At 71.2% G+C, this 24,479-nt stretch carries 21 protein-coding genes; 15 read left to right on the top strand and 6 right to left on the bottom strand.

Features of this window, described 5'->3' with window-relative positions; genetic code table 11:
* Positions 1 to 2 precede the first annotated feature (2 nt).
* Genes MF672_RS48405 through MF672_RS48395 form a run of 3 tightly spaced genes read right to left on the bottom strand, consistent with a single transcriptional unit; the run spans position 3 to position 3,867 of the window.
* Positions 3 to 977, bottom strand: a complete 975-nt coding sequence (locus MF672_RS48405; RefSeq protein WP_242373278.1) for an ABC transporter substrate-binding protein — start codon at positions 975 to 977, stop codon at positions 3 to 5.
* Positions 974 to 2,890 carry an ABC transporter permease gene (locus tag MF672_RS48400; RefSeq protein WP_242373280.1) on the bottom strand — a complete coding sequence of 639 codons (1,917 nt, stop codon included), beginning with the start codon at positions 2,888 to 2,890 and terminating at the stop codon, positions 974 to 976. Before MF672_RS48400 ends, MF672_RS48405 begins: the two co-directional genes overlap by 4 nt.
* Positions 2,887 to 3,867, bottom strand: coding sequence for a quaternary amine ABC transporter ATP-binding protein (locus tag MF672_RS48395; protein WP_308210680.1), 981 nt, complete (start codon positions 3,865 to 3,867; stop codon positions 2,887 to 2,889). The genes MF672_RS48400 and MF672_RS48395 overlap by 4 nt, the downstream gene beginning before the upstream one ends.
* 431 nt (positions 3,868 to 4,298) lie before the next feature.
* Here MF672_RS48395 and MF672_RS51720 point away from each other — a divergent pair, with 431 nt between their 5' ends.
* Genes MF672_RS51720 through MF672_RS48375 form a run of 4 tightly spaced genes read left to right on the top strand, consistent with a single transcriptional unit; the run spans position 4,299 to position 8,349 of the window.
* Complete coding sequence (locus MF672_RS51720) at positions 4,299 to 6,977, top strand: sensor histidine kinase (protein ID WP_302893427.1); 2,679 nt, start codon at positions 4,299 to 4,301, stop codon at positions 6,975 to 6,977.
* A complete protein-coding gene (locus MF672_RS48385) occupies positions 6,974 to 7,393 on the top strand; it encodes a roadblock/LC7 domain-containing protein (protein ID WP_091093434.1) in 420 nt (139 codons plus the stop codon). Before MF672_RS51720 ends, MF672_RS48385 begins: the two co-directional genes overlap by 4 nt.
* A 40-nt stretch (positions 7,394 to 7,433) precedes the next feature.
* Positions 7,434 to 7,802 carry a DUF742 domain-containing protein gene (locus tag MF672_RS48380; RefSeq protein WP_407654821.1) on the top strand — a complete coding sequence of 123 codons (369 nt, stop codon included), beginning with the start codon at positions 7,434 to 7,436 and terminating at the stop codon, positions 7,800 to 7,802.
* Positions 7,783 to 8,349 (top strand): GTP-binding protein, encoded by a 567-nt coding sequence (locus tag MF672_RS48375; protein ID WP_242373285.1) that lies wholly within the window; start codon positions 7,783 to 7,785, stop codon positions 8,347 to 8,349. The genes MF672_RS48380 and MF672_RS48375 overlap by 20 nt, the downstream gene beginning before the upstream one ends.
* Here the strand turns inward: MF672_RS48375 and MF672_RS48370 are convergent.
* Together MF672_RS48370 and MF672_RS48365 are read right to left on the bottom strand one after the other, a co-directional pair.
* Positions 8,346 to 9,308 (bottom strand): SIS domain-containing protein, encoded by a 963-nt coding sequence (locus MF672_RS48370; RefSeq protein WP_242373287.1) that lies wholly within the window; start codon positions 9,306 to 9,308, stop codon positions 8,346 to 8,348. The genes MF672_RS48375 and MF672_RS48370 overlap by 4 nt on opposite strands.
* On the bottom strand, positions 9,305 to 10,354 hold the full coding sequence (locus tag MF672_RS48365; protein ID WP_242373288.1) for a hypothetical protein: 1,050 nt from the start codon (positions 10,352 to 10,354) through the stop codon (positions 9,305 to 9,307). The genes MF672_RS48370 and MF672_RS48365 overlap by 4 nt, the downstream gene beginning before the upstream one ends.
* A gap of 240 nt (positions 10,355 to 10,594) precedes the next feature.
* Between MF672_RS48365 and MF672_RS48360 the strand changes: the two genes are divergently transcribed.
* Genes MF672_RS48360 through MF672_RS48345 form a run of 4 tightly spaced genes read left to right on the top strand, consistent with a single transcriptional unit; the run spans position 10,595 to position 14,396 of the window.
* Positions 10,595 to 11,713: a polyamine ABC transporter substrate-binding protein gene (locus MF672_RS48360; RefSeq protein ID WP_242373289.1), complete on the top strand. Its 1,119-nt coding sequence runs from the start codon at positions 10,595 to 10,597 to the stop codon at positions 11,711 to 11,713.
* Positions 11,714 to 11,721: 8 nt separating this feature from the next.
* Positions 11,722 to 12,588 (top strand): ABC transporter permease, encoded by an 867-nt coding sequence (locus MF672_RS48355; RefSeq protein WP_242373290.1) that lies wholly within the window; start codon positions 11,722 to 11,724, stop codon positions 12,586 to 12,588.
* Complete coding sequence (locus MF672_RS48350) at positions 12,581 to 13,360, top strand: ABC transporter permease (protein WP_242373291.1); 780 nt, start codon at positions 12,581 to 12,583, stop codon at positions 13,358 to 13,360. The genes MF672_RS48355 and MF672_RS48350 overlap by 8 nt, the downstream gene beginning before the upstream one ends.
* Positions 13,347 to 14,396: an ABC transporter ATP-binding protein gene (locus tag MF672_RS48345; protein ID WP_242373292.1), complete on the top strand. Its 1,050-nt coding sequence runs from the start codon at positions 13,347 to 13,349 to the stop codon at positions 14,394 to 14,396. The genes MF672_RS48350 and MF672_RS48345 overlap by 14 nt, the downstream gene beginning before the upstream one ends.
* Here MF672_RS48345 and MF672_RS48340 read toward each other — a convergent pair.
* A complete protein-coding gene (locus tag MF672_RS48340) occupies positions 14,390 to 14,995 on the bottom strand; it encodes a TetR/AcrR family transcriptional regulator (protein WP_242373293.1) in 606 nt (201 codons plus the stop codon). The two genes, MF672_RS48345 and MF672_RS48340, sit on opposite strands and share 7 nt — an antisense overlap.
* Positions 14,996 to 15,123: 128 nt before the next feature.
* Here MF672_RS48340 and MF672_RS48335 point away from each other — a divergent pair, with 128 nt between their 5' ends.
* The 7 genes from MF672_RS48335 (at position 15,124) to MF672_RS48305 (ending at position 24,473) form a co-directional block, all read left to right on the top strand.
* On the top strand, positions 15,124 to 16,398 hold the full coding sequence (locus MF672_RS48335) for a glycosyltransferase (protein ID WP_242373294.1): 1,275 nt from the start codon (positions 15,124 to 15,126) through the stop codon (positions 16,396 to 16,398).
* 14 nt (positions 16,399 to 16,412) lie between these two features.
* Positions 16,413 to 17,810, top strand: a complete 1,398-nt coding sequence (locus tag MF672_RS48330; RefSeq protein ID WP_242373295.1) for an aminobutyraldehyde dehydrogenase — start codon at positions 16,413 to 16,415, stop codon at positions 17,808 to 17,810.
* A 252-nt stretch (positions 17,811 to 18,062) separates the two neighbouring features.
* Complete coding sequence (locus MF672_RS48325) at positions 18,063 to 21,500, top strand: sensor histidine kinase (protein ID WP_242373296.1); 3,438 nt, start codon at positions 18,063 to 18,065, stop codon at positions 21,498 to 21,500.
* Positions 21,497 to 21,919 carry a roadblock/LC7 domain-containing protein gene (locus MF672_RS48320; RefSeq protein WP_242373297.1) on the top strand — a complete coding sequence of 141 codons (423 nt, stop codon included), beginning with the start codon at positions 21,497 to 21,499 and terminating at the stop codon, positions 21,917 to 21,919. Before MF672_RS48325 ends, MF672_RS48320 begins: the two co-directional genes overlap by 4 nt.
* 23 nt (positions 21,920 to 21,942) lie before the next feature.
* The gene (locus tag MF672_RS48315; protein WP_242373298.1) at positions 21,943 to 22,347 is read left to right on the top strand and encodes a DUF742 domain-containing protein; all 405 of its coding nucleotides are present in this window, start codon (positions 21,943 to 21,945) and stop codon (positions 22,345 to 22,347) included.
* On the top strand, positions 22,328 to 22,906 hold the full coding sequence (locus MF672_RS48310; protein ID WP_242373299.1) for a GTP-binding protein: 579 nt from the start codon (positions 22,328 to 22,330) through the stop codon (positions 22,904 to 22,906). The genes MF672_RS48315 and MF672_RS48310 overlap by 20 nt, the downstream gene beginning before the upstream one ends.
* 145 nt (positions 22,907 to 23,051) lie before the next feature.
* Positions 23,052 to 24,473: a glycoside hydrolase family 6 protein gene (locus tag MF672_RS48305; RefSeq protein WP_242373300.1), complete on the top strand. Its 1,422-nt coding sequence runs from the start codon at positions 23,052 to 23,054 to the stop codon at positions 24,471 to 24,473.
* Positions 24,474 to 24,479: the final 6 nt, after the last annotated feature.

The following is a 24,479-nucleotide window of genomic DNA, read 5'->3' as shown; positions in this document are numbered from 1 at the left end:
GGTCACTTGGGGATCCAGGCCTGCCATTTGGCGGTGTTGGCCTCGACCCACTTCTTGGCGGCCTGCTCACCGGTCATGCCGTTGTTGGTCATGTCGTCGGCGACGGCGTTCTGGTCCTCGTTCGTCCAGTTGAAGTTCTTCACCAGCTCGTACGCCTTGCCGCCGGTGTCCGCGAACCTCTTGCTGACGATCTTGTCGAGGTCCATCTCCGGGTAGTCGCAGGCGACCTTCTTCGGGTCGGCGTCGCAGCCCTCGGTGTACGGAGGCAGCTTCACGCGCACCAGCTCGGTCTTGCTGAACAGCCAGTGCGGGTCCCAGAAGTAGAACAGCAGCGGCTTCTGCTGCGCCTGCGCCTGCTGGGCGCCCTGGATGAGGGCCGCCTCGCTGCCGCCCACCACCACCTTGTAGTTCAGCTTGAGGTTCTTGATCAGGGCTTCCTCGTTGCTGACGTACGACGGGTCGCCGAACAGCAGCTGGCCCTTGCCGCCCGACTCGGAGGTCTTGAACAGGTCGGCGTACTTGTTGAGGTTCTTGTAGTCGGTGATGTCGGGGTACTTGTCGGCCATCCACTTCGGGATGTACCAGCCGATGACGCCCTTGTTGCCGGTGGAGCCGGCCTCGACCGCGACCTTCTTCTGCTCGATGAACTTCTTCTTCAGGTCGGGGTGACCCCAGTTCTCGATGATGACGTCCACGTCGCCGGTCTCGAAGCCCTCCCAGGCGAGCTGCTCCTTGATCTCGGGCAGCTCGACGGTGTAGCCGAGCTCGTTCTTCAGCAGGTACGCCACCACGTTCGCGCTGGCCTCGTACCCGACCCACGGGTTGATCGCGATCTTGACGGTGCCCGCCGCGCTGCCCGGGCCGCCGCTCTTCGGGGCGGCGGCCGAGGCGCTGGGCGAGGTCTCGACCTTGGCCCCGCCGCAGCCGGCGGCGGCGATGCCGAGCGCGAGCAGGCCTGCGAGCAGGCAAATCTTCATCTGGTCTTCCTTCTTCGGGGGGACGGGCGCCGGTCCGCGCCCTGCGTGATGCGGTCGAGCATGACTCCGAGCAGCACGGTCGCGACGCCGGCCACGAAGCCCAGCCCGAAGTCGGTGCGCTGGGAGAAGCCGACGACCACGTCGTAGCCGAGGGCCCCGGCCCCGACCAGGCCGCCGACGACCACCATGGCGAGCGTCATGACGATGCCCTGGTTGGCGGCCAGCAGGATGGCCCGGCGGGCCAGCGGGAGCTGCACCTTCCACAGGAGCTGCCCGGGGGTGGAGCCGGCCGACACGGCGGCCTCGACGACCTCGGCGGGCACGGCCCTGATGCCGTCCTCGACCAGCCGCACCACCGGCGGCACGGCGTAGATGACCGAGGCGAAGATCGCGGTGAACCTGGTGGTCTCGAACAGCGCCAGCGCCGGCAGCAGGTAGACGAAGGCCGGCATGGTCTGGGCGGCGTCCAGCAGCGGGCGCTGGACGGCCGCGTACCGCGGCGAGCGGGCCGCGGCCACCCCCAGCAGCAGCCCGATCACCATCGTGACCAGCACCGCGACGGCCACCGTGGTCATCGTCTGCATGGCGTGCTCCCAGGTGCCGAGCAGCGCGATCGCCAGCAGGCAGCCGAGCGCGGTCAGCGCCGGGCGCGGCCCGCTGACCCGCCAGGCGACGGCCAGCACGGTGAGCGCGACCAGCCACCAGGGGGCCGAGGTGAGCAGCGACTCCAGCGGATTGAGCAGCAGGTTCGAGGTGGTGTCCTTGACGAACGCGGTGACCGGGTACCAGGTCGTCTCGGCCCAGCGCACGGCGGCGTTGACCTCGGCCGCCACGTTGACGGTCCAGCCCTCCGGCCAGGCGCGCGGCAGCACGGGGACCAGCGCGAGGCCGGCCACGGCGAGCGCGGCCGCGGCGGCCAGGTCGAGCCGGCCCGGCCCGGTGTGCGGGCCCCTGCGGGACAGCGCGGTCGTCATCCGGTCGAGCACGATCGCCATGATCACGATGGCCACTCCGGCCGGGAGCATGATGCCGACCTGCGCCCGCGACAGGCCCCGGATGATGTCGCCGCCGAGCCCGGGGGCGGAGATCAGGTTCGCGATGACCACCATGGACAGCGCCATCATGATCGTCTGGTTGACCGCCAGCGCCATCGTGGGCCTGGCCAGCGGCAGGACGACCTTGACCAGCGTCTGCCGGCGGGTCGCGCCGAGCGAGGCCGACGCCTCGACGGCCGTGGGGGAGACCTCCGAGACGGCCAGGGCGGTGATGCGGATGGCCGGCGGGATCGAGTAGATCATCGTGGCGATGGCCCCGGCCGGCGCGCCGATGTGGAAGAACAGCGCGAGCGGCGCCAGGTAGGCGAACGTCGGCATGATCTGCATGACGTCCAGCGCCGGCGTGATGGCCCGCCGCACCCGCTCCGACCGTCCCGCCCAGACGCCGATCGGCACGCCGATCGCCAGCGACAGCAGCACCGCCACGGCGACCAGGGCGAGGGTGTCCACGCTCGACTGCCACAGGCCGAGCACGCCGAACGCGCTCACGCCCGCGACCGCGAGCAGCGCGACCCGCCACCCGCCCGCCAGCCAGGCGAGGCCGCCCAGCACGCCGGTGATGCCGGGCCAGCCGAGCGCCGTCAGCCCGGCCTCGGCCGCGTCGTACAGGGAGCCCACGAAGAGCCGGATGTAGTTGAGGAAGTACAGGAACAGCGGGTTGTCGTTGCGGTGCTCGTCGATCCATTCGCGCAGGTCGGTGACGGCGAGGAACTGCGGCGCCTCCTTGTCGTGCGGCAGCGTGCCGGTGCCGCGGAAGACCAGGTAGGCGGCGGTGACCAGCGCCGCGGCGGCGGCCGGGGCGACCCATCTCGGCAGGCGGAGCCCGGAGGGGGCGCCGACCGCCGTGGCGCTGCTCACGTGCCCGCCCTGACCGGCTCGCCCTGCCCGGACAGGAACGTCAGCAGGTCCACCCGGTCCACGACGCCGGCCAGCTCGCCGCCGTCCGTCACGCGGATGGGGCGGGCGGAGGCGGAGGCCACGCCGATCGCGTCCTTGACGAGCGTGGTCACCGGCAGCTCCGGCCCGTCCAGGGCCTCGCCGGGCTCGGGCTCGCGCAGGATCCAGCGCAGCGTCAGCACGTGGCTGCGGGGCACGTCCCGGACGAAGTCGGCCACGTAGTCGTCGGCGGGCGCGCCCACCAGCTCCTCGGCCGTGCCGAGCTGCACGATGGAGCCCGCCCGCATGATCGCGATCCGCTCGCCCAGCTTCAGCGCCTCGGACAGGTCGTGGGTGATGAACACCATGGTCTTGCCGACCTCGCGGTGCAGGCGCACCACCTCGGCCTGCATGTCGCGCCTGATGAGCGGGTCGAGGGCGCTGAACGGCTCGTCGAACAGCATCACCTGCGGGTCCACCGCGAGCGCCCGGGCCAGGCCGACGCGCTGCTGCATGCCGCCGGAGAGCTGGTCGGGGTAGGCGTCGGCGTAGCCGTCGAGGCCGACCAGGGACAGGATCTCGGCCGCGCGCCCGTGCCTGGCCGCCCTGGGCGTGCCCTGGATCTCCAGGCCGTAGGCGACGTTGTCGATCACCCGGCGGTGCGGCAGCAGGCCGAAGTGCTGGAAGACCATGCTGACCTGGTGGCGGCGGATCTCGCGGAGCCGGGCGGGGGAGGCCCGGCCGATGTCCTCGCCGCCGATCGTGACCGTGCCCGCGCTCGGCTCGACCAGTCGCGTCAGGCACCGGACCAGGGTGGACTTGCCGCTGCCCGACAGGCCCATCACCACGAAGACCTCGCCGGGGCGCACCTCGAAGCTGACGTCCCGGACAGCGGCGGTGCAGCCGGTCTTCTCGCGCAGCGCGGCGGGATCGAGGTGCCGGTCCTCGCTGTCCAGCACTTTCCGCGCCCTGGACCCGAAGATCTTCCAAAGGCCCGCGACGGTGATTGCCGCGCTGTCGGGAGAATCCCCCACACTCGCCTCCTCCGTTTGCCGTCGCTCAACATATGTGGTGTTTAACGACGATCTCAACGGTGTGACCGCGAGGAGACCGGGGCGCTTCCTGCGTGTTATTGCTTCGAAACGTTCAAATCACCCAATAGGTGACGGCGGGTGAGTCGGAGGAGCATTTCTGGCCCAATCGGTTGTTGACGTGGAGCCCCAGATCCGACCTCACGTATCACATAGATCGATTTTTGTCGCGATATGTTTGGGTAGCCTCCTCGCCAAGTGATGTGTTCCAATTACCCGCACTTGCTGATTTCCTCAGGGGACACTCCGGGGGACACAGGACCCTCTCATATACGCCGATTCGGGCGAGGTGCGTTCCGGTGACTACACAGCTGGGCCAGAGGAGGCAGGCCGGCGAGGGCAACTGGCGCCTGCGCAATTGGCGGGTGCGGGCGCGGCTGGTCGCGCTCATCCTCATCCCCACCGCCGCCGCCGTGCTCCTCGGCGGCATCCAGGTGCTCGCCTCGACCTCCGCCGCCGGCGACTACGCCAGGACCAGCCAGTTCGCCCGGCTGTCGGAAGAGCTCGGCGCCCTCACCCACGCCGTCTCCGGCGAGCGCGCCAGGATGTCCTGGTACATCGCGCGCAACCGGCCCGCCAGCGCCCTCAGCGACGTCCAGAACGCCATGGACGAGGCCGACCTGTCCGCCAGGGACGTGCGCGCCATCGCCAGGCAGCTCCTCGGCGAGGTCACCGGCCGCACCGCCGACCAGCTCGAACAGCTCCTCAACCGGCTCGACGACCTCGTCGCGCTGCGCAAGCAGGCCCTGGAGGCCAACCTCCTGCCCGGCCCGGCCGTCGAGCTCTACACCACGGTCGTCAGCGACCTGCTCTCCGTCCACAACGAGCTGATCAAGGGCAGCACCGACGACGAGCTGTTCCGCCAGACCCGCACCCTCGACGCGCTCGCCCGGCTCAAGGAGAGCATCGCCTACCAGCAGGCCCTCGTCACCGTCGTGCTCGCCGAAGGAGCCTTCGACCCCGACCAGCTCAAGCGTTTCCTCGGCGAGCAGTCCAGGGAGAGCGGCGAGCGCAAGGCGTTCGCCGCCGAGGCCACCGCCGCCGAGCGCCGCCTGTTCGACGAGACCGTCAACGGCAACACCGCCGAGCGCATGTTGTTCCTGCGCGAGCTGGTGCTCATCAGGGCCTCGGCCGGCCTGCCGCTGCGCGGCCTCGACCTCAGCAAGAAGGACGACGCCAGGGAGTGGTTCGAGGCGTCCAAGGCCGTCGTGGACGCCATGCGCACCGTCGAGCAGCGCCAGGCCGCCGGCATCCTCGCCCGCAGCGAGGCGCTGAGCGCCGACGAGCGGCAGCGCGCCCTCGTCACGGCCGGCGCCATCCTGGCCCTGATGGTGGCCGTGCTGCTGGTCACCACCGGCGTCGCCCGCTCGCTGGTGCGCCCGCTGCGCCGGCTGCGCGGCGAGGCCCTGGACATCGCCGGCAACCGGCTGCCCGCCTTCGTCCAGCACCTGCGCGAGTCCAGGGACGGCGCGGTCGACGCCGAGGTCCCGCCCATCGGCATCTTCACCAAGGACGAGGTGGGCGAGCTCGCCCGCGCCTTCGACGAGGTGCACCGCGAGGCCGTGCGGCTGGCCGGCGACGAGGCCAAGCTGCGCTCCAACGTCAACGCCATGTTCGTCAACCTCTCGCGGCGCAGCCAGACCCTGGTCGAGCGGCAGCTCACGCTCATCGAGAGGCTGGAGCGGGGCGAGCGCGACGACAACCGCCTCGCCGACCTGTTCAAGCTCGACCACCTGGCCACCCGCATGCGCCGCAACAGCGAGAACCTGCTGGTCCTCGCCGGGCAGGAGGCCGCGCGCAGGTGGAGCGAGCCGGTCGAGCTGATGGACATCGTGCGCGCCGCGCTCGGCGAGGTCGAGAGCTACGACCGGGTCAGCATCCAGGTGCAGTCGGACGTCGCGATCGCCGGGCAGGCCGTCACCGACGTCGTGCACCTGCTCGCCGAGCTGGTCGAGAACGCGGTGTCGTTCTCCTCGGGCGACACCAAGGTCGTCATCTCCAGCAGCCGCATCGACGGCGGCTCGCTGCTGCTGTCGGTCACCGACCACGGCATCGGCATGAGCCAGGACGAGCTGGGCGAGGCCAACTTCCGGCTGGCCCACCCGCCCGTCGTGGACGTGTCGGTCTCGCGGCGCATGGGCCTGTTCGTGGTCGGGCGGCTGGCGCTGCGGCACAACATCCGGGTGCAGCTCCGGCGGCAGGACGTGGGCGGGCTGACCGCGATGGTGCTGGTGCCGCCGATGCTGCTGACGGCGGTGCCGGGCGCCCTGCCCGGCCAGCAGCCCGCGCCGGCCGCCCCGCAGCCCGCCCAGTTCCCGCAACCCCCGCAGCCCCCGCAGACCGGCCAGTTCCCGTCATCGGGCCAGTTCCCCTCGGCGGGCCCGTTTCCCTCGTCCGGCCAGTTCCCGTCGTCCGGCCGGCCGGCGGAGCGGCCCGCGTCGGTGCCGCCCTTCTCCGGGCACCCGTCGTTCGACCCGCCGCCGCCCGAGCCGTCGTCCTGGTTCAGCTCGGCGCACACCGGCTCCTCGACGGCCGAGCCGCCGCCGGAGATGGGGTCGTACCCGTCCTTCGCCACGCCGCTGCCCGCCTACCCGGCCGAGCCGGCCAAGGACGAGTTCCTGCCGATCTTCGCCTCAGTGGAGGAGGAGAGCAGCTGGTTCTCCAAGCCCGCCCCGACCGCCGACCACCGCGCCCTTGACCACCGGGACCTTGACCACGTGAGTCCCGAGCCGGTCCCGCCGCCCCCCGCCCCCCGGCCCGCCGCGCCCGCGCCGCCCGCGCCGCCCGCGCGGCAGGAGGTCACCAACTCCGGCTTGCCGAAGCGCACGCCGCGCGCGAACCTGGTACCGGGAAGCGCGAACCCCCAACCGCCGCCCGCTCCCGCTCCTCCGCTGTCGCCCGACCGCTTACGCAGCCGGCTGGCCAGCTACCAGCAGGGCGTGCGCAAGGGCCGGTCCGAGCTTGAGGAGGACTCGTGAAAGAGCTGAGTCAAGCTGCCAGGGACATGAACTGGCTGGTCAGCAGTTTCGTCGACGAGGTGCCCGGCGTCGCGCACGCCGTGGTCGTCTCCGCCGACGGCCTGCCGATGGCCTTCTCCCGCGGCTTCCCGAAGGACCGCGCCGACCAGCTCGCCGCCATCGCCGCCGGCCTGGTCAGCCTCACGGCGGGCTCGGCCCGGGTGTTCGAGGGCGGCGGGGTCACCCAGACGCTGGTGGAGATGGAGCGCGGCCTGCTGCTGGTGATGTCGATCAGCGACGGCTCGTCGCTGGCCGTGCTGGCCGCCCCCGACTGCGACATGGGCCTGGTGGCGTACCAGATGACGATCCTGGTCGAGCGCGCGGGACAGGTGCTGACGCCCGCGGTGCGGGCGGAGCTGTCCGGCCGCCCGTGGTAGGGCCAGTGGCAGGCAGGGCCAGTGGCAGGAGGAGGCGAACGTGGCACCGTGGCATGACGGGGAGGCCGAGCCCGAGCGCAGCTCGCTGGTGCGGATGTACGCCGTCACGGGCGGCCGGACCGCCCCGCGCGGCGCTCTGGCGATGGAGGCGCTGGTGTCCTCGGCCACCTCGGCGCAGCTCGGACCGACCTACGCGCGCGAGTACCGCGCGATCAGCGAGCTGTGCCGCCAGGTGCGGTCGGTCGCGGAGATCTCCGCGCTGCTGAGCGTGCCGCTCGGCGTGGCGCGGGTGCTGGTCGCCGACATGGAGGCGGACGGGCTGGTCCGCGTCTACCAGCCGAAGCTTGAGGCGGGCCTGCCCGACCGCGGCCTGCTCGAAAGGGTTCTCAGTGGACTTCGCAGGCTCTAGCCGGCTCACCTCCACGAAGATCGTCGTGGCGGGCGGGTTCGGCGTCGGCAAGACCACGTTCGTCGGCGCGGTCTCCGAGATCATGCCGCTCACCACCGAGGCGGTGATGACCGAGGCCTCGCACGGCATCGACGACCTGGCGCACACGCCGGGCAAGACCACCACCACGGTGGCCATGGACTTCGGCCGGCTCACGCTCGAGCGCGACCTGATCCTGTACCTGTTCGGCACGCCCGGCCAGCACCGGTTCTGGTTCATGTGGGACGACATCGTGCGCGGCGCCATCGGGGCCGTCGTGCTGGTGGACTCGATGCGCCTGGCCGACAGCTTCCCCGCGGTCGACTACTTCGAGGACTCGGGGATCCCGTTCGTCGTCGGGCTGAACGGCTGGAACGGCGAGTTCCCGCACGTCGAGCACGAGGTGCGGGAGGCGCTGACGCTCTCGGCCCACGTGCCGGTCGTGCGCACCGACGCCCGCGACCGGCAGGCGGTCAAGAACACGCTGATCACGCTGGTCGAGCACGCCCTCGCCGCCCGCGCCCCCTAGCTCTGGGCGCTCCACCAGTAGGCCGCGACCAGCTCGGCCACCAGCGTCTCGGTGAGCAGGGCCACCTCCGGGTCGTCGTCGTGGGCGTACCGGACGGCCGCGGCGGCGTCCTTGACCTCCGCGCCGACGGTGACCACCGTGGAGCCGCGCTGCCGCACCCAGTCCATGGCCTGCTCGTCGTAGCGGGAGCCGGGGAAGAGCAGGGCGCGGTAGTCGAGGGTCTTGGTGAGGTAGACGTCCACGTGCGACCAGTCGCCGCTCTCGCAGGCGTCGGCCGCGCGGCGCGGCCCCTCGCGCAGCATCAGCGCCGACTGCTCGGCCGACGACAGCCGCTCGGCTGGGGCGATCGTGTGGACGCCGTGCGGGCCGTCCAGCAGCTCCATGGTCAGCGGCAGCCACTCGTCGCGGCGGTCCAGCAGGTCGGCGGTGGCCTCGGCGGTCCTGCGGAGCAGCGCGGGCAGGTCCTTGGACGCGCCGGTGAGCCGGCTCTCCAGGGCCAGCAGGAGCGCCAGGGTGTGCTGGAAGGTGCGGCAGGCCACGCCGCCGCGCTCCTCGCCCGCGCGCATGGGGATCGCGAGGGACGCCCGGCGGGCCAGCTCGGAGTCCAGGTCGTTGGTGAGGGCCGCGACGAAGGCCGGGCCGCCGGCGTAGCGGTCCACGGCGTCCAGGGTCTCGCGGCTGCCGCCGGTGGCCGAGATCGGGATCACCAGGGTGTCCGGCGTCGCCGGGTACGTGGCCGCCGCCGAGGCGTAGTCGGCGTAGGCGTCCACGCCCGCGGCGCGGAGGCGCAGCGCCGCCACCCCGGCCGCGTAACGGGAGCTGCCCATGCCGAGGAACAGCACCCGGCGCGGGCGCGCCGGCAGCTCCGCGAAGGGGTCCGCGACGGCCAGCGCGGCCGCCAGGTCCTCCAGGGCCGCGGGCTTGGACTCCAGGTCGGAGAGGTAGAGCTCAGAGTTCACGAATTGTTCTCCTCGGGGTACCAGGTGCGCAGGACGCCCATGGGGGCGTAGCGCCAGCGGGGCAGGTGGCGGGCGGCGTAGATCAGCTCACGGCACTCCTGCTCGACCTCGAACGGCCGGATCAGGCGCTCGTCCAGCAGGTCGGGGCGGCCGCGCGCGGCCAGGCGGGCGCGGTAGGCGGCCAGCAGGCCGGCGCGGGCGGCGGCGGCCCAGGCGGCGGCCCGGTCCGGCGGGACGCCTCGGCGCCTGATCGCCACCTGGGCCACGTGTTCCAGGCTCGTGGTGAGCTGGGCGACGTCGCGGGCGGCGGGCTGGCAGGGGTCGGCGTCCTGGACGGTGGGGTTGCCGTCGAAGTCGATGACCGCGTAGCCGTCGCGCCACTTGAGCACCTGGCCCACGTGCAGGTCGCCGTGGATGCGGATGACGGGCGAGACGACGGGGGCGTCGAGCGGTTCGAGCTCGTGCCTGAGCAGGTCGGCGCGGGCGGCGAGCCACGGCCCGTCCGCGTCTCCGGTGAGCTCCAGCGCCTCGGCCAGCGCGCCCGCCGCGCGCACGGCGGCCGGCGACGGCAGCCCGTCGCCGGGCCCCGCGGCGACCGGCAGGCCGGCGAGGGCGAGGTGCAGGTCGGCGGCCAGCCGGCCGAGGTCGGCGGCGAACCCGGTGGAGCCGGTCTCGGCGTCGTCCACGCACCACTCCCAGCCGTCCCTGGCCTCGGGCAGGTAGCCGGTGACGAGGGCGAGCAGGCACTCGCGGCCGTCCACGGGGCCTGTCAGGGCGGCGTAAGGAGGGGCTGTGTCGTTGAACCCGGCCTCAACGAGGTGGGCGAGCAGTTCAGGGGCCGGATGGGGCAGCGGGACGGGCGGGGTCAGCCACTTGACGACCACCTGCTCGGCCACGACGACCGAGTAGTTCGTCTGGTCCACGTGCGGCCCGAAGTCGCGTTCCCTCGGCACCCCGATGTGACGACGTCCAGGGTCGTGCGAGAGGGTGGGCAGCGGGAGGAAGCGGCGCACGCCGAAGGGCGGCGGCACCTCCCCTTCCAGCACCGTGAGGAGAGCCGCCGTGAGGCCGCGGTCTCGGGCGGTAAGGGGTTTCTCACCGAGAGAGACCAACCGCTGCGCTATTGAATCCCAATTCAACTGGTGGACCAAACTTCCAGGTAGCAATGTGGAGAAAAGTCTTGCTCATGTTGATTTCTGCTGCAACACTCCTGGTCTGGTCTGCTGTGTCCGGTAAGGTCGCGCGACCCCTCGTACATCGCACATTCAGAACAAGGAGTAGCGGCCGTGTCCCGTATCCGGTTCACCCGTCGTCTTCCGGCCGCCGTGGCGGTGGCCGGCCTCGCGCTCGCCGTCGCCGCGTGCGGCGGTGAGTCGTCGACCAGCTCAGACGGCGCGACCGCGGCGGCTGCGGAACAGCTCAAGCCCAACGCGGACCTGTCGCAGCAGTCGCTCCAGGTCACGGTGTGGGACGGTTACACACCCAAGGAGCTGCCCGAGAAGGCGAAGGCGAAGCTCAAGGTCAAGGAGGTGAAGATCGGCCTGCACGCCACCAACGAGGAGGCGATGGCCAAGCTCACCGCCTCCGGCGACAGCGGCATCGACGTGGCCTTCGTCTCCGGCCAGTACGCCCAGGCGCTCAACGAGCAGGGCCTGCTGGAGCCCATCCACGCCGAGCTGATCCCCAACCTGGCCAACCTCTACCCCGAGGCCACCCAGCTCTCCTACGACAAGGGCAACAAGTACTCCGTGCCCTACACCTGGGGCACCACCGGCATCTGCTACCGGACCGACCTCGCCAAGAGCACGCCGACGAGTTGGAACGATCTCCTGAAGCCCCCCGCCTGGGCCGACAAGAAGGTCACCATGATGACCACCGAGCGCTGGCTGGCCCTGCCCGCGCTCAAGTCCCTCGGCTACTCGGTCAACACCGACAAGGACGAGGAGATCGCCAAGGCCAAGGAGCTGCTGCTGGCCGCCAAGCCGCACCTGCTCTCCTACGACGACACCACCTTCGGCGACAAGCTCAAGTCCGGCGAGGCCGTGATGGTCGAGGCGTGGGACGGCTGGTGCCCGACGACCGAGAAGAACATCAAGTTCGTCGTGCCGAAGGAGGGCAGCGACCTCTGGGTGGACACCATGGTGATCATGAAGTCCTCCAAGAACAAGGAGGCCGCGCACGCCTTGATCAACTACATCCTCGACCCCGAGATCCACAGCTGGGCCGCCGAGAACATCAACTACAAGGTGCCGAACAAGGCCGCCATGGAGCGGGTCAAGGCCCCCGAGGGCTCGCTGCTCGGCATCAAGCCGGCCGAGCTGCTCAACGGTGAGTCGATCATCGACCTGGGCCAGGCGTCGACCAAGTACACGCGGCTGTCCAGCGAAGTCACGGCCCAGTCGTAAGCGAAGCGGTGAAGTCTGAGGCAAAGGCCCGGCCGGCGCCCCGCGTGCGGGGCCGCCGGCTGGGCGCGTTCGTTTTCCTGTCACCCGGGCTGACGTACCTGCTGGTGCTGCTGCTGGTGCCGCTGGCGCTCGTGCTGAGCTACACGGTCTTCCAGCGCGGGCGCTTCGGCGGCGTGGTCCACGAGTTCACGGCGGAGAACTTCACCCGCCTGATCGACCCGCTCTACCTCGGCGTGCTCGGCGGCTCGCTGCGCACCGCGGCCCTGACCACGCTGATCGCGCTGCTGGTCGGCTACCCGACGGCCTACCTGATCGCCCAGCTCCCCTCCAGGTGGAAGACGATCGCGCTGGTCGCGATCGTGCTGCCGTTCTGGACGAACTTCATCATCCGGGTCTACGCCTGGATCATGCTGCTCAGCGGGCCGGGGCTGGTCAACAGCGCGCTCGGCAAGCTGGGGCTCGGGCCGTACGAGCTGCTGTACAACCAGGGCACGATCGTCACCGGGCTGCTGTACTCGTACCTGCCGCTGATGGTGCTGCCGCTGTACTCGGCCGTCGAACGGCTGGACCCGCAGCTCCGCGAGGCCTCCGCCAACCTCGGGGCCTCGGCGTTCACCACGTTCCGCAAGGTCACGCTGCCGCTGACCGTGCCGGGCGTGCTGACCGGGTGCCTGTTCGTGTTCGTGCCGAGCTTCGGCAACTTCGTCATCCCCGAGATGCTCGGCGGGAGCAAGTCGACGATGGTGGGCAACCTCATCCGCGACCAGTTCCTCAAGGCGCGCGACTGGCCGTTCGGCTCGGCGCTGGCGCTGGCGCTCATCGCGGTGCTGGTGGCGCTGCTGGTCGTGCAGGCATGGGCGGCGCGCCGTGCGTAGGTCCAAGCTCCTGTACGTCCCGTTCTGGGCCACGTACGTCTTCCTGTACCTGCCGATCGCCGTGCTCGTCGTGATGTCGTTCAACTCCGGCGAGTCCGCCTACACCTACGAGGGCTTCAGCCTCAAGTGGTACGGCGAGCTGGCCGCCGACGAGCGCATCAGGACCGGCCTGGTCAACACGCTGATCGTGGCCGCCGGCTCCACCGCGATCGCCACCGTGCTCGGCACGCTGCTGGCCGTCGGCCTGGCCCGCCACACCCGCTCCAAGACGCTCGACGCGCTCGCGCTGATGCCGGCCGTGCTGCCGGACCTGGTGCTCGCGATCGGGCTGCTGGTCTTCTACAGCGCCATCCAGCTCACGCTCGGCCTGTACTCGGTGACGCTCGCGCACGCGCTGTTCTCCATGGCGTTCGTCGCGGCGGTGGTGCGCACCCGGCTGACCGGCGCGGACACCTCGCTGGAGGAGGCCTCGCGCGACCTCGGGGCCGGGCCGGTGGTCACCTTCATGAAGATCACGCTGCCGCAGCTCACGCCCGGCATCGTCGCGGGCGCGCTGCTGGCGTTCACGCTGTCGCTGGACGAGTTCGTGATCGCCTTCTTCACGATCGGGAACGCGGAGCCGACGCTGCCGATCGTCATCTACTCAATGGTTCGATTCGGGGTGACCCCGAAGATCAACGCGCTGGCCGCGATCCTGCTCCTGGTGAGCTTCACCGCGGTGATCGCCGGTCAGCGGATGACCAGGATCGGGGAGTCACGTGCTCAAGATTGACGGCGTCACCCGCAGGTTCGGGAACGTCACCGCGCTGGACGAGGTCTCGCTGCAGATCGAGCAGGGCGAGTTCTTCGCCCTGCTCGGCCCCTCGGGCTGCGGCAAGACCACGCTGCTGCGCATCATCGCCGGGTTCGAGACGCCCGACGGCGGCACGGTCACGCTCGACGGCGAGGACCTGCTGTCCAAGGCGCCCAACCGGCGGCCGATCAGCCTCATGTTCCAGTCGTACGCGCTGTTCCCGCACATGACCGTGGCCAAGAACGTGGCCTACGGCCTGGAGCGCGAGCGCCTGCCCAAGCAGGAGATCAAGCAGCGCGTCGGCGAGGTGCTGGAGACCGTCGGCCTGTCGGCGCACGCCGGCCGCAAGCCCGCCCAGCTCTCCGGCGGCCAGCGGCAGCGGGTGGCGCTGGCGCGTTCCATCGTCAAGCGGCCCCGGCTGCTGCTGCTGGACGAGCCGCTGTCGGCCCTGGACAAGAAGGTCCGCGCCGACATGCAGCTCGAACTGAAGCGGCTGCAGCACGAGGTCGGCATCACCTTCGTGGTCGTCACGCACGACCAGGAGGAGGCCATGTCGCTGGCCGACCGGATCGCGGTCTTCGACAGCGGCCGGGTGCGCCAGGTGGACCGGCCGGTCTCGCTCTACGAGCGGCCCGCGACGCCGTTCGTGGCCGACTTCGTCGGCGCCAACAACCTCTTCCGCGGCACGGCGAGCGGCCTCGACGCGCTGAAGAGCGAGGACTTCGGCATGCTGCCCGGCACCCCGCTCGGCGAGCCGGCGGCCGGCTCGCCGGCGCTGCTGGCCGTGCGGCCCGAGAAGGTCGAGCTGGCCGACGAGAGCGCCGTGCGCGGCCTGGCGGGCAGCGTCCTGGACGTCAGCTTCTACGGCGGCGTCTCGCACATCTCCGTGGACGTGCCGGGCCACCCCAAGCCCGTGCTGGTCGCCGTGCAGGGCGCCGGCTCGGTGCAGGCCGGCGCCAAGGTCAAGGTGCGCTGGAACGCCGCGGACGCCGTCATCATGGCGGACGATCAATGACCGAGGTCGTGCCCCGTCACCGCGCGCGCGTACGACAGGATCAGCTCCGCGGCCTCCTCCGGCCCGATCACCGGATGGCGGGCGGTGATGCGGTAGCCGTAGGCGTCCTCCAGGGCCACCAGGTTGCGCGCGATCGACAACGAGTCGGCGCCCAGCCGGAACACGCCGAGCGCCGCCCCGGTGTCCAGGATCGCCTGGTACATCGACACCTGGCGGTCGTAGAGCGAGGTGAGCAGGACGCCGTAGACGCGGTTGCGGCCGGCGGCGCCGCCCAGCTCGTTGAGCAGGCGCACGTCGGGGTCGAGCGGGCCGGTCGGCAGCCCCGAGCGGATCGTGACGACCAGCTTCTCGGCCGGGTCGGTGAAGTCGGCCAGGCGGCGGAGGCGCTGCTCGTAGAAGCGCTCCATCCCGGCGTGCTGCGCCTCGACCAGCAGCTCGGCGAGATCGGGGTAGTGGTAGAGCACGGCGCCGGAGGTCAGCCCGGCCTCCTCGGCGACGTGCGAGAGCTGCACGCCGTCGATGCCGTGGCGGATGATGGCTTTGCGCGCGGCCTCGATCAGATCGATGCGCCGGTCACTCCGGCTTTTACGCTGAGCCACCCTCACCACCTTCACTCGTTCGGCTGCCGTTCAGTTAGCCGTGACCATAGTGCCCGTAACTTGACCGTCACGCCAGCCGCGTTTTTGAATTGCCCTTCAACTCTTTGACTTCTTCCCCCGGAGTTCCGATGTCACTCACGTTCCTGTTCATGCCGGAGAGCGCGTACGGCCCGACCAACAACTGCATCGGCATCGGCGACATTCTGCGCCGCCGCGGCCACCGCGTCGTCTTCGCCGCGGAGGCGTCGTGGAAGGGCAAGCTGACGGCCCTCGGCTTCGAGGAGGACCTGGTCGACCTGGCCCCGCCGGCCGAGAACGCCGAGGAGCAGGACGCCGGCCAGTTCTGGAAGGACTTCATCCGCGAGACCGCCCCCGAGTACCGCAAGAGCACCAAGGAGCAGCTGGAGACGGTCACCGCGCCCATCTGGGCCGAGCTGATCGAGGGCGCGAAGTACTGCGAGCCGCAGCTCAAGGCCATCATCGAGCGGGTGGACCCGGACGTGATCATCGAGGACAACGTGATCACGTTCCCGGCGCTGCTGACGGCGGGCAAGAAGTTCGTGCGCATCGTCTCCTGCCAGCCGCTGGAGGTGCGCGGCGCGGACGTGCCGCCGGTCTTCTCCGGCCTGCCCGCCGACGACCGCGCCGAGTGGGACGACTTCCGCGCCGAGTACGACCGCACCCACCGCGAGCTGTGGACCGCCTTCAACGAGTGGTGCGTCGAGCAGGGCGCCGCCCCGCTGCCCGAGCTGGACTTCATCCACGAGGGCGACCTGAACCTCTACGTGTACCCGGAGATCCTCGACTACACCGACCGCCGCCCGCTCGGCCCGTCCTGGCACCGCCTCGACTCCTCGGTCCGCGAGACCGACGAGGACTTCGAGCTGCCCTTCGAACGCCGCCAGGACGCCGCGCTGATCTACTTCTCGCTCGGCTCGCTCGGCTCGGCCGACGTCGGCCTGATGCAGCGGGTGATCGACGTGCTGGCCACCACCCCGCATCAGTACATCGTCTCCAAGGGCCCGCTGCACGAGGAGATCAAGCTCGCCGCCAACATGTGGGGCGCGGAGTTCCTGCCGCAGACTAAGATCGTGCCTCAGTGCGATCTGGTCATCACCCACGGCGGCAACAACACGACCACGGAGGCTCTGCACTTCGGCAAGCCGATGATCGTGCTGCCGCTGTTCTGGGACCAGTACGACAACGCCCAGCGGGTCTCCGAGACCGGTTACGGTGTCAGGCTCTCCACCTACACCTTCACCGACGAGGAGCTGACGGGGGCGATCGCCCGCCTGCTCGGCGACGCCGGGCTGCGCGAGCGGCTCGCCGCCGCGGGCGCGGAGATCCGGCGCCGCGACGGCCTGCGCAAGGCCGCGGACCTGATCGAACAGCTCGGCCAGTGAGGACATGACCTTCCATGCGTGAACTGATCAACCCCGCCACCGGCCTTGCGTGTGCCGAAATTCCGGACACGCCGGTGGAGGGCGTGGCGTCGGCCGTGTCGGCCGCCCGGGCCGCGTACGCCGAGTGGTCGCAGACCACCCCGGCCGAGCGCGCCCGGCTGCTGCTGCGCCTGGCCGACCTCGTCGAGGCCGACGCCGAGGAGCTGACGAGGCTCGAGGTGGAGGAGACCGGCAAGCCGGCGGCCGTCTTCCGCGACGGCGAGCTGCCCTTCGCCGTCGACAACCTGCGCTTCTTCGCCGGCGCCGCCCGCTCGCTGGACGGCTCGGGCGCCGGGGTGTTCAGCCCCGGCTACACCTCGGTCATGCTGCGCCGCCCCGTCGGGGTGGTGGGGTCGATCGCGCCGTGGAACTTCCCGTTCGTCATGGCCGTGTGGAAGGTCGGCCCGGCGGTGGCCGCCGGCAACGCCGTGGTGATCAAGCCCGCGCCGCAGACGCCGCGCACGACCATGCGGCTGGCCGAGCTGTTCGCCAAGGCGGGCGCCCCCGACGGGCTCGTGCAGGCCGTCACCGGCGACGCCGCGGTGGGCCAGGCGCTGGTCGGCGACCCCGGCGTGGACATGGTCAGCGTGACCGGCTCGACCGTAACCGGCCGGGCGGTGATGACCGGCGCGGCGGCCACGCTGAAGCGGGTGCACCTGGAGCTCGGCGGCAAGGCGCCGGCGCTGGTCTTCCCCGACGCCGACCTGGCTGAGATGGCGCACGGCGTGGCGTTGGGGGCGACGTACAACACCGGGCAGGACTGCACGGCGGCCACCCGCGTGTACCTCGCCAGGGAGATCTACGACGACGCCGTCGAGGCGCTCCGGGCAACTCTTGCCGAAATCACGTTCGGCGACCCCTGGGACCCGGCGACGGACATCGGCCCGCTGATCTCGGCGGGCCACCGCGAGCGGGTGCACGGGTTCGTGGCGCGCTCCGGCGGGCGGGTGCTGCACGGCGGCGCCCCGGCCGAGGGGCCCGGGTTCTTCTACCCGCCGACCCTGGTGACCGGGGTCGCGCAGGACAGTGAGATCGTGCAGGGTGAGCTGTTCGGGCCGGTTCTCGTGGCGCTGCCGTTCGACGGCGAGGACGAGGCGGTCCGGCTGGCCAACGACACCCGCTACGGTCTCGCCTCGTCGGTGTGGTCGCGGGACGTGGCGCGGGCCATGCGCGTCGCGCACCGCCTCGACGTGGGGGTGACCTGGGTCAACGACCATCTGCCCATCGCCAGCGAGGCGCCGCACGGCGGGGTGAAGGGCAGCGGGTTCGGCAAGGACATGAGCCAGGAGGCGGTCCTGGAGTACTCGGTCACGCGGCACCTGATGGTGAAGCACGCGGCACCGGCCGAACGGGATTCGTTCCGGCCTGCCTGAGAACGTGTACGGCGAAATTCACCCGAAAGCTCTGCTTTGGGCGTGTTTGATGGGATATGTTCGGTTGGCCGATCTGGTACGGACTGTGTTCCAATTACCCAGCCGGACGGAATCCCATGCGCCACACGCGTGTCTGATTTCTTTCGAGCACGTACCGGCGAGAGGTTGCGAGAGTCAGTGAGGACGGAAAACCCCAGGCATACGAAGTCGGGGGAGTACACAGGCGGCAGGTTCCGGCTGGCTAACTGGCGTGTGCGCTCCAGGCTGGTCGCGCTGATCCTCATCCCCACGGTCGTGGGCGTGCTCCTCGCCGGCATCCAGCTGGCCGACGCCATCGGCACCAGCGCGGAGTACCGGCGCCTGACGCAGGTCGCCGAGCTGGTCCAGAAGGTCGGCGCGCTCAACCACGAGCTGGCCAAGGAGCGCACGCTCACCGCGTGGTCGGTCGCCACCGGCAACCGCGCCGGGCGCACGGTCCAGCTCAAGACCCAGCGGCAGGCCACCGACAAGGTCAAGGCGCAGGTGCTCACCGCCGCGCAGGCCATCGACGAGTCCCACACCAACCGCGTCCGCGAGGGCGTGGCGGAGATGCGCCGCTGGCTCGACGGCCTCGACAGCCTGCGCACCTCCATGGTCGGGAACGTTCCGCCGCAGGCCGCCATCACCACCTACTCGACCATGATCGGCATCTTCTCGTCGATCCAGGCGGGTCTGGCCGACGGCGTCAACGACGACCGGCTCCAGCGGGACATCGCCGCGCTCGGCTCGCTCCAGGCCATGAAGGAGGAGGTCTCCCGCCAGCAGATCATCCTCATCGTCGCGCTGGCCGAGCGCGAGCTGGACGGCGAGGCCCTGACCGAGTTCCTCGGCTCCTGGAACAAGCAGCAGGCCGAGCAGGCGTCGTTCGAGGCGGAGGCCGCGGCCGACGACCTCAAGGCCTACCAGCAGGGCGTGCGCGGCCAGCAGATCGACCGCGCCGACGCCATGCGCCAGCGCGCCCTGGCCCAGGTCCGCGAGTACAACCGCCTGCGCGACCTCGACATCACGACGCAGCGCGACCTCAACAACTGGTACGACAGCACCACGCTGACCGCCAACGCGATGCGCAAGGTCGAGGACGGCCTCGCCACGAAGATCGTGACGACCACCCGCGACCTGAGCGACAGCGAGCAGCGCGCCGCCATCGTCTCCGGCGCGATGATCCTCGTCCTGCTGCTGCTCGTCCTGATCATCACCACCCGCGTGGCCGGTTCGCTGGTCCGCCCGCTGCGCCGGCTGCGCGCCGAGGCCCTGCAGGTGGCCACCACCCGGCTGCCCGAGACGGTCCGCGTGCTGCGCGAGTCCGGCGAGGGCGCGCAGGTGCCCGAGGTGCCCTCCATCGGCATCAACACCCGCGACGAGATCGGGGAAGTGGCCCGGGCCTTCGACGAGGTCCACCGCGAGGCGATCCGGCTGGCCGGCGACGAGGCCAAGCTGCGCGCCAACGTCAACTCCATGTTCGTCAACCTCTCCCGCCGCAGCCAGACGCTGGTCGAACGGCAGCTCCAGCTCATCGAGGGCCTGGAGCAGGGCGAGGAGGACGAGCAGCGGCTCGCCAACCTCTTCCGCCTCGACCACCTGGCCACCCGCATGCGGCGCAACAGCGAGAACCTCCTGGTCCTCGCCGGCCAGGAGGCCGCCCGCAAGTGGAGCGAGCCGGTGCCGCTGGTCGACATCGCCCGCGCCTCGCTGTCGGAGGTCGAGAACTACGAGCGGGTCCAGATCCAGATCCCGTCCGGCACGCTGATCGTCGGCCCGGCCGTCACCGACGCCGTCCACCTGCTGGCCGAGCTGATCGAGAACGCCATCTCCTTCTCGCCGCGCGAGAGCAAGGTCACCGTGACCAGCACCCCCGCCGAGGGCGGCGTCCTGGTCACGATCAACGACCTCGGCATCGGCATGAGCCAGGAGGAGCTGGGCGAGGCCAACTGGCGCCTGGCCAACCCGCCGGTCGTGGACGTGTCGGTCTCGCGGCGCATGGGCCTGTTCGTGGTCGGCCGCCTGGCCCTGCGCCACGGCATCCGGGTGCAGCTCAGCCAGCGCGAGACCGGCGGGCTGAGCGCGCTGGTCATGATGCCCGACATGCTCATCTCCAACGGCGCCGGGCCGCAGCAGGGCGGCCAGTACGAGGCGTTCACCTCGTTCGACCCGAGCACCTTCAACCAGAGCTCCGCCAACGGCGCCGGGCCGCACACGGCCGACCCGATCAACACCGAGTGGCCCTCGATCGGGGGCGGCACGGGCAACTGGCCGTCGTTCGGCGAGCAGCCCGCCTCCGGTGAGCAGCCGGCGTTCGGGGGGCAGCCCGCCTCCTTCGGCGAGCAGCCGTCCTTCGGCGGCGCCCCGGGTCACGGCGAGCAGCAGCAGCCGTCGTTCGGCGACCGGCCCGCCTACGGCGAGCAGCAGCCGGCGGCCTTCGGCGGCGACCGGCCCGCGCCCTTCGGCCAGCCCGGCTTCGACCAGCCCGGATTCGATCGGCAGGGCTTCGACCAGCCCGGTTTCGACCAGCAGGGCTTCGACCAGCCCGGATTCGATCGGCAGGGCTTCGACCAGCCCGGTTTCGACCAGCCGCCCGCCACCCACGGCGGCCGGGGCGTGGACGAGCAGCGCTGGCCGTCCTTCGCCGAGGAGCCGCCGGCGCAGCGCCAGGACGAGCAGCGCTGGTTCGGCGAGGACACCGGCCGCTGGCCGTCCTTCGCGGAGGAGCCGCCCGCGGCCCAGCAGCCGCCCGCCCAGCCCCCGGCCCAGCCCGCGCAGCCGTTCGCGGAGAACCGGTGGCCGTCGTTCGCCGAGCAGCCGCCGCCCCTCCAGGACGACGAGCCGCGCTGGCCGTCCTTCGCCACCGAGCCGCCGAAGGACCCGTCCGAGGACTCCTCGCGCTGGTCGTCCTTCGCCGACCCGCTGCCGCGCAGGGGCCTGTTCGAGTCGCTGGACCGGGCGCGCCCGCAGTTCGGCCCCGACTACGCCTCGCCGTTCGCCGAGGAGCCCAAGCCCGCCGACCCCTTCGGCCAGAGCCAGAACGGGCACTCCGGCTTCGGCGCGTTCAGCGCCGGCAACTACGCCTCGCAGGACATGACCGGCCCGCTGCCGGCCGTGCGCAACTCCCCGCTGGAGGAGCAGGGCGAGGAGTTCCTGCCGATCTTCTCGTCGGTCGGCTCCGACTGGTTCCGCCGGCCCGAACCCGAGCCGGCGCCGGCGCACGCCGAGCAGGCCGAGGAGGAGCCGGAGATCACCGCGGTGCACCCGGCCATCCCGGCGGACGCGACCGCGCCGCCGCCTCCGCTGCCGCAGCAGGCCCCGAAGCCGCCCGCCGCGGCGCCGTCGCCGCTCACGTCCTCCGGGCTGCCGCAGCGCCGGCCGGGGGCGTCGGGCGCGGGCGCGACCTGGTCCTCGCCCGCGGACTCCGGTTTCCAGGCCGCGCAGGCCGCCGCGAACCCGCAGCAGTCCGGCACCACGCCGTCCGGTCTGCCGCGCCGCGTCCCCAAGGCCAACCTGGTGCCCGGCACGGCCAGCCTCGCCGAGCCGATGCCGACCTCTCCGGCGCCGCAGATCTCGCCCGAGCGGTTGCGCAGCAGGCTCTCCAGCTTCCAGCAGGGTGTCCGGCAAGGCCGAGCGTTCACCCGCGGAGAAGAGAATGAGGAGGACAAATGAGAGAGATGAGCCAGGGAGCGCGCGGCATCAGCTGGCTGATCACGGACTTCGTGAACAATGTGCCAGGGGTGGCGCACACGGTCGTGGTCTCGTCCGACGGGCTGCCGCTCGCCTACTCCGAGGGCTTCCCGAAGGACCGGGCCGACCAGCTCGCGGCCGTCGCCTCCGGCGTCATCAGCTTGACCCAGGGCGCTGCGCGGGTCTTCGAGGGCGGTATGGTGACCCAGACCGTCATCGAGATGCAGCGCGGGCTCTTGATGATCATGTCGATCAGCGATGGGTCCTGCTTGGCGGTCCTGGCCGCCCCCGACTGCGACATGGGTCTGGTGGCTTACCAGATGACCCTGCTGGTCGATCGGGCCGGGCAGGTGCTGACGCCCGCCGTACGCGCTGAGCTGCAGGCGGCACGTCCCCGCTAGCCTGGGGGCGTCGACAGGAGATCATGGTGACAGGTCAGGGTTGGGCTGGTGATAGCACTCCGCCGCATCCGGCGGCGCCACATCCGCGTAAGCAGAGCTCCCTGGTGCGGCCGTATGCCGTGACCGGGGGGCGCACTGCGCCACGGATGAAGTTCGCCATGGAGGCACTGGTGTCCTCCGTGACGTCGGAATACCAAGACATTTCTCTACTCAGTCCGGAGTATCAGGCGATCATCCAACTGACCCGGAACGTCCGGTCGGTTGCCGAGATCTCCGCCCTTTTACGCCAGCCGCTAGGTGTGGTCCGGGTGCTGATCGCCGACATGGCGTCGGAGGGCCTGATCCGCGTGCACCAGCCTGCGCTGGACGCGGGAAAGCCGGACCTCAACTTGCTCGAAAGGGTGCTCAGTGGACTTCGCAGGCTCTAGCCCCGGCCTAACCTCGACGAAGATCGTCGTGGCCGGGGGCTTCGGCGTTGGCAAGACGACGTTCGTGGGTGCGGTCTCGGAGATCCTCCCCCTCACCACGGAAGCCGTCATGACGGACGCGTCCGCGCACGTGGACGACGTCTCGCTGACGCCGAACAAGACGACCACGACCGTCGCCATGGACTTCGGCCGCGTCTCGCTCGACCGTGACCTCATCCTGTACCTGTTCGGCACCCCGGGCCAGCACCGGTTCTGGTTCATGTGGGACGACCTGGTGCGGGGCGCGATCGGGGCGGTGGTGCTCGTCGACACCCGCCGCCTGGCCGACAGTTTCCCGGCCATCGACTACTTCGAAGAGGCGAAGCTGCCGTTCGTCATCGGGATCAACGGCTGGGACGGGCACTTCGCCCACCAGGAGGAGGAGATCCGCGAGGCGCTGTCCATCGGCGGCCACATCCCGATCGTGCGGCTGGACGCCCGGCAGCGCGAGTCGGTCAAGGCGACCCTGATCACCCTCGTGGAGCACGCCCTGACCCGCCACATGCACACGCCCGTATAACGCGGCGCGTCCCCGGGTGCCGCCCGGCACACGTCCCCGCGGCGGCACCCGGCCGGTGTTCCGGTGGTTCTGCTCACCGGCGCCCTTGACCGGAGTCGGAACGGTCAGTGATGATCAACGGCGTTACCCGCCGAAAGGTGATCACGTGCGCTTACGAGCAGGCGGATCCACCGCCCTGGCCGCCGTCCTGACCGGTCTCCTCCTCACCCCCGCAGCCCCCGCCGAGGCCGCGACGCAACTCGTCGCGAACGGCGCCTTCACCTCCTCCGTCAGCCCCTGGGCCGCGATCGGCCAGGCGGCGGCGAGCGCCGAGTCCGGCCGGATGCGGGTGGACGTCACGTCCGTCGTCGCCGCTCCGTGGGACGCCATGGTGGCCACGCCCACGGCGGCCCCGCTCACCCCCGGCAGGAGCTACACCCTGTCGTTCGACGCCTACGCCACCACCGCCCTCACGGCGCGGGCCACCGTGCAGTACGCCGCCACCCCGAGCACGAACCAGTCCCTCGCCACCGACGTGCGGCTCACCACGTCGAGCCGGCGCTACAGCATCCCGTTCACGGCGGCCGCCGCCTCCAGCACGGCCGCCGAGGTGACCTTCCAGCTCGGCGGCTCGGGCGGCACGCCGACCGTGCGCCTCGACAACGTCTCGCTGCTGGAGACGCAGGCCACCCGTCCCACCGCGCTGTACGCCTCCCGCCTGTCCAACCCCGCCGTGTGGGTGGACACGCACCCGGACGCGCCGCAGGCCGCGGCCATCGAGGCGGGCATCGCGAGCCGGCCGATCTTCCAGTGGTTCGGCGGCTGGAACAGCGACCTGACGCTCGCCGTGGACGACTACGTCGGCAGGGCGCAGGCGGCCGACCGGCTGGCGATGCTGGTCGCCTACAACATCCCCAACCGCGACGCGTGCGCCGGGCACTCCGGCGGCGGCGCGGGCGACGCGGCCGGCTACCACGCGTGGATCACCGAGTTCGCCCGCGCGATCGGCACCCGGCACGCGCTCGTGGTGCTGGAGCCGGACGCGGTGGCGGCCGCCGGCTGCGTGACGAAGGTCGGCAAGGACCCCGAGGACCAGTACCGCATGCTGCTGGACGCCACCCAGGTGCTGCGGGCGCAGGCCCCCAACGCCTGGGTCTACCTCGACGCCGGCAACGCCACCTGGATCAGGGCCGTGGACCTGGCGCCCCTGCTGGTCAGATCGGGCATCGCGAACACCCGCGGCTTCTCGGTGAACGTCTCCAACTACATCACCACGGCCGACAGCGAGACCTACGCGAGCGCGGTCAACGGCCACCTGGCCGGCACGGTGGGGGCGAAGAAGTACGTCATCGACACCAGCAGGAACGGCAACGGGCCGTACACGGACGCGACCCCCGACGACAACTGGTGCAACCCGCCCGGCCGCAAGCTCGGCGTCACGCCGCGGCAGCAGGCGAGCGGGGCGGAGTACCTGCTGTGGGTGAAGGTGCCGGGCGACTCCGACGGGCCGTGCGGCATCGCGCCGGCGACCCCGGCCGGCACGTTCAGCCCGGAGCTGGCGCTGGCGCTGGTCAACGGCACGTCCTGAGCGCCC

It is taken from the genome of Actinomadura luzonensis (genome assembly GCF_022664455.2).
Taxonomy (GTDB): Bacteria; Actinomycetota; Actinomycetes; order Streptosporangiales; family Streptosporangiaceae; genus Nonomuraea; species Nonomuraea luzonensis.
This window is presented reverse-complemented; position numbering and strand designations above follow the sequence as displayed.